Origin of the sequence: Cryobacterium psychrotolerans, assembly GCF_900101115.1 — a bacterium.
GTDB lineage: Bacteria > Actinomycetota > Actinomycetes > Actinomycetales > Microbacteriaceae > Cryobacterium > Cryobacterium psychrotolerans.
Map to the genome: position 1 here is coordinate 285,403 of NZ_FNFU01000002.1, position 13,238 is coordinate 298,640.

Below are 13,238 nucleotides of genomic sequence, written 5' to 3' on the forward strand. Positions count from 1 at the left end.
AGGTAGGAAGCGTTAGCCGAAGATGCTGATCGGCTTGACGATGTCCGCGTAGATCAGCAGCAGGCTCATCGCGCCGAGCACGATGACCACCGCGAACGTCAGCGGCATGAGCTTGGCCGTGTCGACGGGCCCGGGCACGGGGCGCTTGAAGAGCTTCGCGAAGAAGCGGCGGATGCCCTCCCACAGCGCTCCGGCCACGTGGCCGCCGTCGAGCGGCAGCAGCGGGATCAGGTTGAACACGAACAGGGCGATGTTGACGGAGCCGAGCAGGCCGAGCAGGCTCGCCACCTTGCTGGCGACGGGAACGGAGTCGATGCTCGTGATCTCCCCGGCGACGCGGCCGACGCCCACGACGCTGATCGGGCCGTTCGGGTCGCGCTCCCCCGGGCCGAATGCGGCATTGGCCACTTCGACGAGCCGCTGCGGCAGGTTGAGGATCATCTGGCCTACCCTGACGATGTTGTCGCCCACCGCGGGAAGCACCGCGGTCGCCGGCTGCTGGACGAGCTCGCTGGCCGGCCCGATCCCGACGAATCCGACCTCGGTGGTGACAGGCTGCCCGGAGGCATCCTCTTCAATCTGGCCCGCCTCGTCCATCACGTACCGCTCGGTGAGCTTCGGCGTGATGGTGAGGGCGACGTCCTCGCCGTCGCGCTCGACGACGAATTCGAGGGGCGTGCCCGGAGACTCGCGGATGATCGCGGTCGACTGCTCCCAGGTCGCAATGGGGGTGCCGTTGACGCTGACGATCCGATCGCCCGGCTGGAGTCCGGCCGCGGCGCCGGGCGCCGGCTCGTCGGACGCGTCGCAGGTCTGGCGGACGCTCGTGGCCGGCAGCACGCACTCGGAGACGCTCCCGACGGTCGTGCTCGCCTGCGCCGTGCCGAAGCCCATCAGCACGATGGAGAAGAGGATGATCCCGATCAGGAGGTTCATGGTCGGTCCGCCGAGCATGATGATGACGCGCTTGAAAACCGGCAGACGGTAGAAGGCCCGGGCCTCCTCCCCCTCGCCGATCGAGTCGGCGCTGCTGCTGCGGGCATCCTGCACCAGGGTGTTGAAGAAGCCGGTCCCCGAGGTGCGCGCGGCGCCGCCCTTGACCGGGGGGAACATGCCGATCATCGAAATGTAGCCGCCGAGCGGGATGGCCTTGACGCCGTATTCGGTCTCGCCCTTGCGCCTGGACCACAGGGTCGGGCCGAATCCGACCATGTACTGCGTGACCTTGACCCCGAATGCCTTCGCCGGCACCAGGTGGCCGATTTCATGCAGGCCGATGGACAGGGCAAGGCCGACAATCACGACGACGACACCTAAGATGAACAGAAGCACGGTTTCCACAGGCCCAGATTAGCCGCATCAAGCTGCAAAGCTGCTGGTTACAGGCCCCTCGCGGGTCGCGTTCCGGCCACAGCATCCCCCCCGAGGAGAATCCCCTGTCCGCACAGCAAACTGCCAGCCCCATCGGCGATGTCCTCGCCGATCGGTTTCGCGTCGATCGCCTGATCGGCAACGGCGGCATGGCGGCCGTCTACCAGGCGACGGATGTCATTCTCGGCCGCACCGTGGCCCTCAAGTTGTTCCGCAATGACTCGCTCGACGATTCGTCCGGAGCGGAGCGCCAGAGCGGGGAAGTCGCCCTGCTGGCGAGCCTCAACCACTTCGCCCTCGTCACCCTCTTCGACGTGGGAACCGCCGTCATCGACGGCTCTGCGCGCACGTTCATCGTGATGGAGTTCATCGACGGCCCCGACCTTCGCAGCCAGATCGCGGGCGGGCCCCTTTCGGCCGCCGAGGTGGCCGAGATGGGCGCCGACCTGGCCGAGGCGCTGCACTACGTGCATTCCCAGGGCATCATCCACCGCGACATCAAGCCGGCGAACGTCCTGCTGGCACCCTCAAGTTTCCCTGGCCGTATTTCCCACGCCAAGCTCGCCGACTTCGGCATCGCCCGGCTCCTCGACGAGGCCAGGCTCACAGCGACCGGCACGCTCATCGGCACCGCGAGCTATCTCAGCCCCGAGCAGGCCCTGGGCGCGGCGATCGGGCCGCCCAGCGACGTGTACTCGTTCGGGCTGGTGCTGCTCGAGTGCCTGACCGGCGAACGCGCCTACCCCGGCACCGCCATCGAGTCCGCGACGGCCCGGCTGCAACGCCAGCCCGAGATCCCGGCGACCCTTGGCCGCGACTGGGTGAACCTGCTCGGCGCGATGACCAGCCGGGAAGCCGCAGACCGGCCCAGCGCCTCCGACGCCGCCGTGGCCCTTCGGGCCCTGGCCTCCGCGGGCGCCGGCGCCGCGGACGACGCCACGCAGCTCATGCCCACCGGCGCCTCGGATGCCACTGCTCTCCTGGCCACCGACGCGGCCACGGCCCTGCTGCCCGTCTCCTCGCCCGCCAGTGCCCTTCCCTCCAGTGACGCCTCGGCGGAGACGGTGGTCCTGGGCAGGGTGCAATCGCCGCAGGACTCCGACGACACCGCGGCCCGGACCACTCCCGGAACAGGGCGCCCTTCCCGGGGCGGACGCCGGAAGTGGGTGCCGATCATCCTGGTCGTCGCCGCGGTCGTCATCGGAATTCTGGCCTTCGTGCTCCTCCAGCGCCCAAGCGGGCCCGAAGCGACCCCGCCGAGCTACCCCGCCGTCGAAGGCCCCCTGGGCACGCATCTCCAGGAGCTCCAGAAGAGCGTCGAGCCGTGAGCGGGTTCCGTTCGCGGTCCGTCGCGCTGGCCGCCACCCTCCTGATTGCCACCGCCGCCCTGACCGGCTGTTCTGACGCGAGCCCCGACCTCACGCCCGGTGCGGCCAGTCAGCTGCAGGACGGGGTGCTCGCCGTGTCGACCGCCGCCGCGGCCGGCGACTTCGCAGAGGCCCAGACCGCGCTCGCTGTGGTGCAGGCGGACGTGCTCGCCGCGACGAAGGCCGGCGATGTGACGGCCGACCGATCCGCCGAGATCCAGGCGGCCATCAAGCTCGTCGGCACCGACCTCGCGGCGGCGATCGCCGTGTCGACCCCGGAGCCGACGAAGGCCCCGGAGCCGACGGACGAACCCGCACCCTCCCCGGAGCCGACGACGACGCCCACCCCGACTCCCACCCCGGCTCCGGAACCGACGGTCGAGCCCGCGCCGGATCCGACCGTCGAGCCGGTCCCCGAGCCGGCGCCCGCACCGGAGCCGCCAACGGCCCCCGGCGAAGCGCCGCCGGCGTCCACGGTGCCGGTGCCGTGATGACGCGCCTTCCCCGTGCCTCACGCGCCGCGATCGCTGCGGTCATCCTCGCGGTCGCCCTCTCCGGATGCGCGAACGATCCGTCCGCCCTGGAGCAGTCCACGGCCGAGCGGCTGCAAACCGGCGTCCGCGCAGTCGCCACCTCCGCCGCCGCGGGCGACTACACGAGCGCGCAATCCGCCCTGGACGCGCTCCAGGCCGACCTGCTGGCCGCCTCCGCCGCGGGCGAGGTGACGGGCGAACGCTCAGCCCGCATCCAGTCGGCCATCAATCTGGTGGGCGCCGACCTGAACGCCGCGATCGAGGCCGCCAAACCCGCGCCGGTGCTCACGCAGACTCCCACGCCGACGCCGACCAAGGATTCGAAGCCGGGCAAGGGCAACGACGAGGACGACGACAAGAAGGGCAACGGCAAGGACGACTAGTCAGGCTTCGACGTCACCCGCCCGGCGCACGTTCCTAGTTTCCCCAGTCCGGGGCTGGGGCCAGGATGGTTGTCACAGTCAGGGGAGAGCCCTCCAGACGTACGAACGTCACGTGGTGGAGCGCGGTCTCGCCGTTCTTGCCGACCTCGAGCAGCTCGTACCGGCCGTCCATCACGGTGGAACCTGCAACTTCCACGGTGCTCAGCGTGCCCGGGACGAGAGTCTCAACCTCCGCCTGGGACTGACCCACCGCGACGTGCTCGGCCGTGGTCACCGCCAGGGTTCCCGCGGTCGGCCCATCGACCCGCACGTGCCACTCCGGGTCGAGGCGCGGGGCAGCCACGGGTTCGTCGGTGTCATTCAGCAGCAGCCCGTCCCAGACGTAAAAAGTGCCCGGTGACGACTCGCTCCCCCCGGTATGCGCCTCGACAACCGGATCGCTTCCGATCGCCGTCGTGAGCACGGCGACCACATCGGCGATGGGATCGAAGTAGGTCACCGTCTCAAGCACATCCCCGGCTGCGTCGACAACCCGCAGGCCGTCCGAGTGCACCAGGATGGCGGCGGCAACGGCCGGCGGATCCGTCTGTGCCGGGTCGCTCGCGGAAGGCGACGGGCCGATCGCGGGTGCGGGGCTTGCCGCTCTCGATGCGCAGCCCACGAGCGACATCGCGAGTACGCCCACGGCCCCCAGGATCACTGCAGTCCTGGCGATGGTTTTTCTGGTCATTCGCGTTCCCCCTGCGCTCGTGTGGTCCGAGGGGGCTCGCCCCCTTCGCCCAACCTAGCGGCATGCGGGAACCCGGGACCCTCAGCGACGAAATTGCGGCCGATTCGATGCCTGCAGGGACCGGCCGACGGTGGTCGCCGGGGTCAGGCCAGCAGCTTGTCGGCCGCGGCCCGCGCCCAGGCCTCTGCCGCGGCCAGCGACTCCAGTGTGAGCATGCCGTCCTGCTCGTGCGCCTCCACGACGCGCTGCACGGTCGCGACGATGTCCAGGAAGCCGATCCGGCGCGCATGGAACGCGGCCACGGCCTGCTCGTTGGCCGCGTTGAACACGGCGGGATAGGTTCCGCCGGCCCGGCCGACCTGCTTGGCCAGCTCGACCGCCGGGAAGGCCGCGTCGTCGAGCGGCTCGAACGTCCAGGTGTGCGGGGTCGTCCAGTCGATCGGAACACCGACGGCCGCGACCCGGTTCGGCCAGTCCAGCCCCAGCGAGATCGGCAGCCGCATGTCGGGCGGGGACGCCTGGGCGATGGTCGAGCCGTCGATGAACTCGACCATCGAGTGCACGACCGACTGGGGATGAACCACCACATCGATGCGGTCGTACTCCACGTCGAAGAGCAGGTGCGCCTCGATCACCTCGAGGCCCTTGTTCACCAGCGTGGCGGAATTGGTGGTGACGACGAGGCCCATGTTCCAGGTCGGATGCGCCAGCGCCTGCTCGGGCGTGGCCGTCGCCAGCGACTGGCGGCTGCGACCCCGGAAGGGGCCCCCGGATGCCGTGAGCACGAGGCGCCGGACCTCGCGGGGAGTGCCCGACCGCAGCGCCTGCGCGATCGCGGAGTGCTCCGAATCCACCGGCACGATCTGCCCGGGCGCCGCAAGGGACTTCACCAGGTCCCCGCCGACGATGAGGGACTCCTTGTTCGCCAGCGCGAGTGTGCGCCCGGCCTTCAACGCGGCGAGGGTCGGGCCCAGGCCCACCGAACCGGTGATGCCGTTGAGCACGACGTCGGCCTCGACATCCCGCACCAGCTGCTCAGCCTCCGCGGCGCCCAGCGCCGTGTGCTCCACGCCGAACGCCTCGGCCTGCGCGTCGAGCAGCTCCCGGTTGCTGCCCGCGGACAACCCGACCACGTCGAAGCGGAACGGGTTGGCCTTGATCACGTCGAGGGCCTGGGTACCGATCGACCCGGTCGATCCGAGGATGATTACTCTCTGCACGCTCCCATGCTAGGGCCCGTGCACTCGAGCCGGGGGTACGCATTCCCTGGAACGCATACGAACAGCGCTATCGTCGAAGGGTGACAGCTGCCAGCGTAGACCCGGATTTCGTCGACGAGGCAGCGGCGCCGGGGCCCGCGAAACGGCCCGGATTCGTCTATTTCCTCGGCTACGGGATCATGGCCCCAATCGCCCGCCTGGTCTTCCGTCCCCACATCACCGGCCGGGAGAACATCCCGGAAACCGGACGCGTCATCCTGGCCAGCAATCACCTCTCGTTCATCGACAGCCTGGTGATCCCGCTCACCGCGCCCCGTCCGGTGCAGTTCCTGGCCAAGTCCACCTACTTCACCGGCACCGGATTCAGGGGCTGGATCTCCCGGACCTTCTTCACCGCGATCGGCGCGGTCGGCGTCGAACGCGGCGCCGGGCAGGCGGCCCAGGACGCGCTCGACGCGGGCCGGCGCATCCTGGAGTCGGACAGCGCGTTCGCGATCTACCCCGAGGGCACCCGGTCGCTCGACGGGCGCCTCTACCGCGGCCGCACCGGCGTCGCCTGGCTCGCCCTGACCACGAATTCGGTCGTCGTGCCGGTTGGGCTCATCGGCACCCAGGAGATCCAGCCGGTCGGCGCCAGGCTCCCGCGGATCCGCAGGGTGACGGTGAAATTCGGCGAACCGATCGACGTCAGCAGGCACGGGACCGCCGACTCCGGCCGGGCCAGGCGCCGGGCAACGGATGAGATCATGGCCGCCATCCACGACCTCACCGGGCAGGAACTCGCGAACGAATACAACGAGACGCCGCCGTCGGGCGTCGTGCAGCGCGTCGCCCAGGCGATCCTTCGCCCCGAGCGCCGCTGAGCCGAGGCGTCAGGCCGGTTTGGCGCGGAAGTTCCGCGCCTTCGAGCGGTTCCCGCAGATCTCCATGCTGCACCACGCCCGCGAGCCATTCCGCGAGTGGTCGTAGTAGGCGAACCGGCAGGTCTCGGCCTGGCAGAGCTTGACCCGGCTGATCTTCCCCTGGATGCTCAGGACCACCGTGGCCGCGATCGCGGCCTCGGCGACCGTGCTCGACCGCAGGCACACCCCGTCGCCCTCGCAGGACGGATGCAGCGGGACGGCCGGCAGCTCGGGCCGGCCGCCCGTCACCAGGGACCGCAGCGCGTCCCGGGCGCCGCGGGCGTCGTCGAGAGTGCCCGGTTCGAGCCCGTGGGCGCTGGCCCAGGACGCCAGCCCGGCTGACGTCGCCAGCTGGTCCGTACCGTCCTCCACGTCGAGCGTGTTGAGGAAGTCGACCAGGAGCTCCGCATCGTGAGAGCCATTCCGGACGACTTTCGACTCATTCCTGCCATCGGTCATATAACCATTGTACGCGGTTTGCTAGTTACGTAGCATGTAACCCGTAAAGCAGTTTCACTGGTTATTTTGAACGGAGAGAACAATGAACCCCCTGGCCTACTTCGCCATCGAACTGAACCGCCAGAACCAGGAGGAAGCGGAACGAGCGCGCCGACTGCGCCGCCAGCGCTACGGCGATGACGAACCTGCCGCAGCCCGCGACCGCCTCTGGGCAGCGGCCATCCACCGCTTCGCCGAACGCTCCGCTGAGCGCTCAGCCGAGGCGACCACGCCGGAACGTCGACCCAAGTCGCTCAGTCGGCCGATTCCAGCCCGGTGACGACCTCGGGCACGGTCATCGCCTCATGGCCGACCGGGAAGTTGACCGATGCCGCGATGAAGCACTCCCGCGCGGCCTCGGCGTGCAGCGACTGGGCCAGGTCCAGCTGGCTCGGGTCCGCAATCGTCACCCGGGGGCGCAGCGTCGCCGAGGTGAAGCGGCCGCCGACGGGCGGGAGCTGTTCCATGGTGCCGACCGCGTCATCCGTGTAGGCCACGACGGTCACGCCGTGCCGAACGGCGACATGCAGGTAGGACAGCATGTGGCACTGGCTGAGGGCCGTGAGCAGAAGCTCCTCGGGATTCCAGCGATCGGCGTTGCCGTGGAAGGTGCGATCGGCGGACCCGTCGATGGGGTGTTTCCCGGCGGACGTGATGGTGTGTTCGCGCCCGTACTCGCGGTATCCGCTCGTGCCGGCGCCCCGGTTTCCGGTCCAGGAAAGCCGCACGGCGTAGTGATGTGCAGTTTTCATGTCATCTCCTGGGGTAATCGCGGGACCGGACACGATTCTCGCAGGAAAACGCTGCCGTGAGCGAGCGTCCGGTCGGTAAACTGGGGACACTATGACTGAGATCCTCAACGCGCCCGCTGCCCCCGTCGTTCCCGTCTATTCCGTGACACAGGAACGCAAAATCGTGACCAGTATCCCCGGTCCGAAGTCAGAGGAGTTGCACAAGCGACGCCTGGCGAGCGTATCCGGTGGAGTCAGCTCCATGCTCCCGGTCTACGTCGCCAGGGCCAACGGCGCCATCGTCGTCGACGTCGACGGCAACCAGTTCATCGACCTCGGCGCCGGCATCGGCGTCACCACGATCGGCCACACGGAGTCCAGTGTCGTCGACGCCGTTGTCGGCCAAACGGCCGAGTTCATCCACACGCTGTTCACGATCACGCCCTACGAGGAATACGTCCGCGTCTGCGAGCTGCTGGCCGAACACACCCCCGGCACCTTCGCCAAGAAGAGCGTGCTGATCAACTCCGGCGCCGAAGCAGTGGAGAACGGCGTGAAGATCGCCCGCAAGCACACCGGCCGCCGCGCTGTCGCCGTGCTCGACCACGCCTACCACGGTCGCACCGTGCTCACGATGGCCATGAACTACAAGGCGATGCCGTACGCGACCGGGTTCGGCCCGCTGGCCGGCGACGTCTACCACGCACCCAGTTCGTACCCGTATCACGACGGACTGAGCGGTGCGGATGCCGCCAAGCGCACCATCACGTACCTCGAGAAGGCCGTCGGGGCCACTGACCTCGCCTGCCTCGTCGTCGAGCCCATCCAGGGCGAGGGCGGCTTCATGGTTCCGGCCGACGGCTTCCTCCCCGCCCTGCAGGAATGGTGCACGGCCAACGGCGTCGTCATGATCGCCGACGAGATCCAGAGCGGCATGGCCCGCACCGGCGCCTACTACGCGGCCGAGCACTTCGGCTGGGTCCCCGACCTGGTCCTCACCGCGAAGGGCATCGCCGGCGGAATGCCGCTGGCCGCCGTCACCGGTCGCGCCGAAATCATGGATGCCTCCCAGCCCGGCGGCCTCGGCGGAACCTTCGGCGGCAACCCGGTCGCCTGCGCCGCAGCGATCGCGGTCTTCGACGCAATCGAGAAGAACAACCTCCTCGCCGAAGGAAAGCGGATCGAAGCGACCCTCACCGCAGGCCTCGAGGTGCTCAAGGCGAAGTACGACATCATCGGCGAGATCCGCGGCCGCGGCGCCATGATCGCCATCGAGCTCGTGCAGCCGGGCACCGGCGACACGACGAAGGAGCCCAACGCGCCCGCCGTGTCGAAGATCTCCGCCTACGCGGCCCAGCACGGCGTGCTGCTGCTGACCGCCGGCACCTACGGAAACGTGCTGCGCTTCCTGCCGAGCCTGGCCGTCACCGACGCGCTGCTCGCCGATGCCCTCTCGGTCATCGACGACGCCATCGCGGCGCTCTAAGGGTGGCAGCCGCAAGCGTCACGGAGACCTTCGCCGTCGGCAACGCGGTCGAACTGGCCGTCGTCGAGCGGAGCGGTTTCGTCGAGTCGAGGCATGCCGGCTCCGCCGTCGTGCTCCGGGCCGACGGCACGCTCATCCGTGCCCTGGGCGACGTGACGACCCCGATTTTCCCCCGGTCCTCGATGAAGCCGTTCCAGGCGATCGCCGTGATGGCCAGCGGCGTTACCCTCCGTGGCGAGGATGCGGCAGTCGCGACCGCCAGCCACAGCGGCACGGAGAAGCACGCCACCCTCGCGCGCGGGCTCCTCAGCCGTGCGGGCGTGCCCGAGTCCGCCCTCGGCTGCCCGGCGGCCTGGCCGGATGACACGGCGTCCCGCGACGCCCTGGTGCGGCTCGGCGCCGGCAAGGCCCCGATCTACATGAACTGCTCCGGCAAGCATGCGGCCATGCTGGCGGCGTGCGCCCAGAACGACTGGCCGCTGGCCGGCTACCTCGACCCGGAACATCCGCTGCAGAAGCGGATCCTCGACGTGGTCGAGCGGTTCACCGGAGAACGCCCGGCGGCGTCCGGCATCGACGGCTGCGGGGCACCCGTGCACGCGCTCTCCCTCACCGCGCTCGCCCGCGGAATCGCCCGGATCGCCACCTCCAAGTCGAGTTCGCCGTTCGCCATCTACCGGGAGGCGGGCTTCCTGGCCGAGGCCGTTCGCTCGAACGGCTGGGTGATCGCCGGACCCGGGATGCCGGACACCGTCGTGATCGACCGCCTCGGCCTCTTCATCAAGACCGGGGCCGAGGGAATCATGGTCGCCTCGGCGGACGACGGCACCACGGTTGCCTTGAAGGTCCTCGACGGCAGCCTGCGCGCGGCGACCATCGTCGCGCTCAGCCTGCTCGCCGATGCCGGGGCCATCGCACGCTCCGACGTCGACGCGCTGGCACCCGACCTGCACCTCGCCGTGTCCGGCGGCGGACGCCAGGTCGGCGAAATCCGAGCCAGCTACATCTAACCCTCAAACCCCCCGCGAAACCGCAGTTGTGCGCGTTAAAACGCCCGCATAACGCGCACAACTGCGGTTTCGCGGGGAGGGCTAGCCGAGTTTGGCGAGACGTTTGGCGCGGGCCGCGGCCGAGACCTGCGTCGTGACGACCACCACGAGCGCGATCAGGAACACGGCCGAGGCGATCACGTTCGCTTCCGCCGGGATGCCGCGGGAAGCGGAGATGTAGATGTACTTCGGGAACGTCGTCACCGAACCGGAGTTGAAGTTCGTGATGATGAAGTCGTCGAAGCTGAGCGCGAAGGACAGCAGCGCGGCGGCCAGGATCCCCGGCAGGAGCAGGGGGAAGGTGATCCGCATGAACACCTGGCTCGGCGAACCGTAGAGGTCCCGTCCGGCCTCCTCGAGGGCGGGGTCGAGGCTGGCGACCCTCGCCTTGACGGTCACCACCACGAAACTGATGCAGAACATCGTGTGCGCGAGGATGATCGTGGTCATGTCCTTGGGCACGCCGACCGACAGGAACTGGGCGGCCAGGCCCGCGCCGAGCACGACCTCGGGCGTTGCCATCGGGAGGAAGAGCAGCAGGCTGGTCGCCGAGCGGAACTTGAACTTGTACCGCACGATGGCGATGGCGATCATGGTGCCCATGACCGTCGCCGCGACGGTTGCGACGGCACCGATGATGAGGCTGTTGCCGAACGCCTCGCAGACCGCGCCGCCCTGCACCTTGCAGACGTTGAGCCACTTGTCGAGGGTGAAGCCGCGCCAGGTGATGTTGGACTTCAGGGAATCATTGAAGGAGAAGATGAAGGTATAGATGATCGGAATCATCAGGAAGGTGAGGGCCAGGACCGCGTAGACGGGAAGCAGCCACTTGCCGAGCGAGAACTTCACAGCAGCTCCTCCGTTCCGGCGCGCCGGATGTAGATCGTGACGATGACCAGGATGACGGACATCAGGATGATCGACAGCGCAGCCGCGGCCGGGTAGTTCTCGAGCACGAGGAAATTCGCCTCGATCACGTTTCCGATCATCTGGGTGTCCGAACCGCCAAGGAACGATCTGCTCGCGTTCACGTAGTCGCCGGCGGCCGGGATGAACGTGAGCAGCGTGCCGGCAACGATTCCGGGCATCGAGAGCGGGATGGTCACCTTGCGGAACACCTGCAGCGGGCTGGCGTAGAGGTCGCTGCCGGCCTCGAGGTAGCGCACATCGAGCCGTTCGAGGGTCGTATAGAGCGGCAGCGTCATGAACGGGATGAAGTTGTAGGTCAACCCGAAGATGACCGCCACGGGTGTCCCGGTGAAGTGCGCATCCGGGGGCATCACCGACAGCGCCTTGAGCGTTGTGATGACGAACGATTCGTCCGAGAGGAGCTGCTTCCAGGCCAGCGTGCGCAGGAGGAAGCTGATGAAGAACGGCGCGATGACCAGGACGAGCATCAGGCTTTGCAGCAGGGGCCACGGCCTGGCCTTGACGCCGATGAAATAGGCGAGCGGGTAGCTGAACGCGAGCGCCAGCACGGTTGCGATCAGCGCGTAGCCGAACGAGCGCAGGATGTGCGGCAAGTAGTCGTTGATGACCGTGACGTAGTTTTCCCACTTGAAGGCTGGATCGTACACGCCGGGTTCGCCCGTCGCGGACGGCACCTGCAGGGAGGTCAGGACGAGCGAGACGAGCGGGGTGAGGAAGAACAGGGCGAGGTAGAGGATGCCCGGCAGCAGCAGGAGCAGGGCGATCGGACTCCGCCGCCTCTGTAGCTCTTCGCCCGGCCCGGTCGTGGTGGCAAACGCCGCGAAGGCCATGCCCTAGGCCTCCCCGAGCTCCGCGATCAGGGCGGCGTGCCGCTGAGCCGCGATGCTCTTCGTGTCGGTGTCCGCGGCGAACCGCGGGTTCTCCGCCGGGTCGTCTGCCAGCCCGAAGCCGTGTTCGATGTCCCAGCTCACCCAGACCTGTTCGCCCACGTGGGCCACCGGCCCGAAGGCCATGTTCTGGGCGAAGACGACGATGGTGCCGAGGGAGGGGTGCGCGATCAGGTACTGCGTGCTCACACCGCTGAAGGACACGTCGATCACATGCGCCGGCCCGATCACGTTGCGCGCCGGATCGATGACGGGCGCCTCCCTGTGCAGGCTCAGCTTCTCCGGGCGGACGCCGATGGTGACGTCGCCGGAGTGGCGGTGCGACCGTCCGACCGGCACGACGATCTTCTGGCCGGCGATGTCGACCGAGATGGCGGTGCTCGTCGTGCCGACGACCGTGCCCGTGAACAGGTTCGACTGGCCCAGGAAGTTGGCGACGAACGCCGTTTTCGGCAGCTCGTAGAGCTGCTCGGGGGCGCCCATCTGCTCAATCCGGCCCTTGTTCATCACCGCGATCGTGTCGGCCATGGTCATGGCCTCCTCCTGGTCGTGGGTCACGTGCAGGAAGGTGAGACCGACCTCCTCCTGGATGGTCTTCAGTTCCAGCTGCATCTGGCGGCGCAGCTTCAGGTCGAGGGCGCCGAGCGGCTCGTCGAGCAGCAGCAGCGCCGGACGGTTGACCAGGGCCCTGGCCAGCGCGACTCGCTGCTGCTGGCCGCCGGAGAGCTGCTGCGGCTTGCGAGCTGCGAGATGGTCGAGCTCGACCAGTCGAAGAGCTTCGTGCGCCTTGCCGACCGGGTCGGCAAGCTTGCGCCGACGCAGCCCGAACGCCACATTTTCGAGCACCGTCATGTGCGGGAACAGCGCGTAGCTTTGGAACACCGTGTTCACCGGACGCTGGTACGGCTTGAGATTCGTGACGTCCTTGCCGCCGATCAGGATGCGACCCGTCGTCGGCTCCTCAAGTCCGGCGACCAGCCGCAGGGTGGTCGTCTTGCCGCAGCCGGACGGACCGAGCAAGGCGAAGAACGAGCCCGCCGGGATGGTCAGGTCGAGGCTTTCAATCGCGGTGAAGCCGGGAAAACGTTTGGAAATGCCGACCAACTCGAGGTCGGCACCCCGTTCGGCGAATGCGCCTGTTGCCATACTCA

15 protein-coding genes are annotated in these 13,238 nt (G+C 68.6%); 7 read left to right on the top strand and 8 right to left on the bottom strand.

Translation table 11 applies throughout. The features are described from left to right. Nucleotides 1-12: 12 nt before the first annotated feature. Nucleotides 13-1,341 (bottom strand): M50 family metallopeptidase, encoded by a 1,329-nt coding sequence (locus BLQ39_RS02960; RefSeq protein ID WP_198417095.1) that lies wholly within the window; start codon nt 1,339-1,341, stop codon nt 13-15. 122 nt (nt 1,342-1,463) lie between these two features. On the opposite strand from BLQ39_RS02960, the gene BLQ39_RS02965 reads away from it, so the two are divergent. The 3 genes from BLQ39_RS02965 to BLQ39_RS02975 are packed head-to-tail and all read left to right on the top strand — an operon-like array spanning nt 1,464 to nt 3,654. Further along, nucleotides 1,464-2,699, top strand: coding sequence for a serine/threonine-protein kinase (locus tag BLQ39_RS02965; RefSeq protein ID WP_422386367.1), 1,236 nt, complete (start codon nt 1,464-1,466; stop codon nt 2,697-2,699). Further along, nucleotides 2,696-3,229, top strand: coding sequence for a hypothetical protein (locus tag BLQ39_RS15745; protein ID WP_092321598.1), 534 nt, complete (start codon nt 2,696-2,698; stop codon nt 3,227-3,229). The genes BLQ39_RS02965 and BLQ39_RS15745 overlap by 4 nt, the downstream gene beginning before the upstream one ends. Continuing rightward, entirely contained in the window at nt 3,229-3,654 is a 426-nt protein-coding gene (locus tag BLQ39_RS02975; protein ID WP_092321600.1) for a hypothetical protein, read from the top strand. The genes BLQ39_RS15745 and BLQ39_RS02975 overlap by 1 nt, the downstream gene beginning before the upstream one ends. Nucleotides 3,655-3,688: 34 nt before the next feature. Here BLQ39_RS02975 and BLQ39_RS02980 read toward each other — a convergent pair whose 3' ends face one another. Continuing rightward, a complete protein-coding gene (locus BLQ39_RS02980; RefSeq protein WP_135109331.1) occupies nt 3,689-4,384 on the bottom strand; it encodes a hypothetical protein in 696 nt (231 codons plus the stop codon). A gap of 143 nt (nt 4,385-4,527) precedes the next feature. Further along, nucleotides 4,528-5,604: a 1-deoxy-D-xylulose-5-phosphate reductoisomerase gene (gene dxr, locus BLQ39_RS02985; RefSeq protein ID WP_092321603.1), complete on the bottom strand. Its 1,077-nt coding sequence runs from the start codon at nt 5,602-5,604 to the stop codon at nt 4,528-4,530. Between the two features lie 80 nt (nt 5,605-5,684). Between dxr and BLQ39_RS02990 the strand changes: the two genes are divergently transcribed. Then, nucleotides 5,685-6,467, top strand: coding sequence for a lysophospholipid acyltransferase family protein (locus BLQ39_RS02990; protein ID WP_422386366.1), 783 nt, complete (start codon nt 5,685-5,687; stop codon nt 6,465-6,467). A gap of 9 nt (nt 6,468-6,476) precedes the next feature. On the opposite strand, the gene BLQ39_RS02995 is transcribed toward BLQ39_RS02990, so the two are convergent. Continuing rightward, a complete protein-coding gene (locus BLQ39_RS02995; protein WP_092321604.1) occupies nt 6,477-6,965 on the bottom strand; it encodes a CGNR zinc finger domain-containing protein in 489 nt (162 codons plus the stop codon). 82 nt (nt 6,966-7,047) lie between these two features. Between BLQ39_RS02995 and BLQ39_RS03000 the strand changes: the two genes are divergently transcribed. Beyond that, nucleotides 7,048-7,284 (top strand): hypothetical protein, encoded by a 237-nt coding sequence (locus tag BLQ39_RS03000; RefSeq protein ID WP_092321606.1) that lies wholly within the window; start codon nt 7,048-7,050, stop codon nt 7,282-7,284. On the opposite strand, the gene BLQ39_RS03005 is transcribed toward BLQ39_RS03000, so the two are convergent. Beyond that, nucleotides 7,259-7,756 (bottom strand): OsmC family protein, encoded by a 498-nt coding sequence (locus tag BLQ39_RS03005; protein ID WP_092321608.1) that lies wholly within the window; start codon nt 7,754-7,756, stop codon nt 7,259-7,261. The genes BLQ39_RS03000 and BLQ39_RS03005 overlap by 26 nt on opposite strands. Before the next feature lie 91 nt (nt 7,757-7,847). Here BLQ39_RS03005 and gabT point away from each other — a divergent pair, with 91 nt between their 5' ends. Together gabT and BLQ39_RS03015 are read left to right on the top strand one after the other, a co-directional pair. Further along, complete coding sequence (gabT, locus tag BLQ39_RS03010) at nt 7,848-9,221, top strand: 4-aminobutyrate--2-oxoglutarate transaminase (protein ID WP_092321609.1); 1,374 nt, start codon at nt 7,848-7,850, stop codon at nt 9,219-9,221. Between the two features lie 2 nt (nt 9,222-9,223). Continuing rightward, nucleotides 9,224-10,231: an asparaginase gene (locus BLQ39_RS03015; protein ID WP_092321611.1), complete on the top strand. Its 1,008-nt coding sequence runs from the start codon at nt 9,224-9,226 to the stop codon at nt 10,229-10,231. Between the two features lie 81 nt (nt 10,232-10,312). Here BLQ39_RS03015 and BLQ39_RS03020 read toward each other — a convergent pair whose 3' ends face one another. The 3 genes from BLQ39_RS03020 to BLQ39_RS03030 are packed head-to-tail and all read right to left on the bottom strand — an operon-like array spanning nt 10,313 to nt 13,233. Beyond that, on the bottom strand, nt 10,313-11,119 hold the full coding sequence (locus BLQ39_RS03020; RefSeq protein WP_174775355.1) for an ABC transporter permease: 807 nt from the start codon (nt 11,117-11,119) through the stop codon (nt 10,313-10,315). Beyond that, nucleotides 11,116-12,030, bottom strand: coding sequence for an ABC transporter permease (locus BLQ39_RS03025; protein ID WP_092321613.1), 915 nt, complete (start codon nt 12,028-12,030; stop codon nt 11,116-11,118). Before BLQ39_RS03025 ends, BLQ39_RS03020 begins: the two co-directional genes overlap by 4 nt. Nucleotides 12,031-12,033: 3 nt before the next feature. Next, complete coding sequence (locus BLQ39_RS03030; RefSeq protein ID WP_092321614.1) at nt 12,034-13,233, bottom strand: ABC transporter ATP-binding protein; 1,200 nt, start codon at nt 13,231-13,233, stop codon at nt 12,034-12,036. Nucleotides 13,234-13,238: the final 5 nt, after the last annotated feature.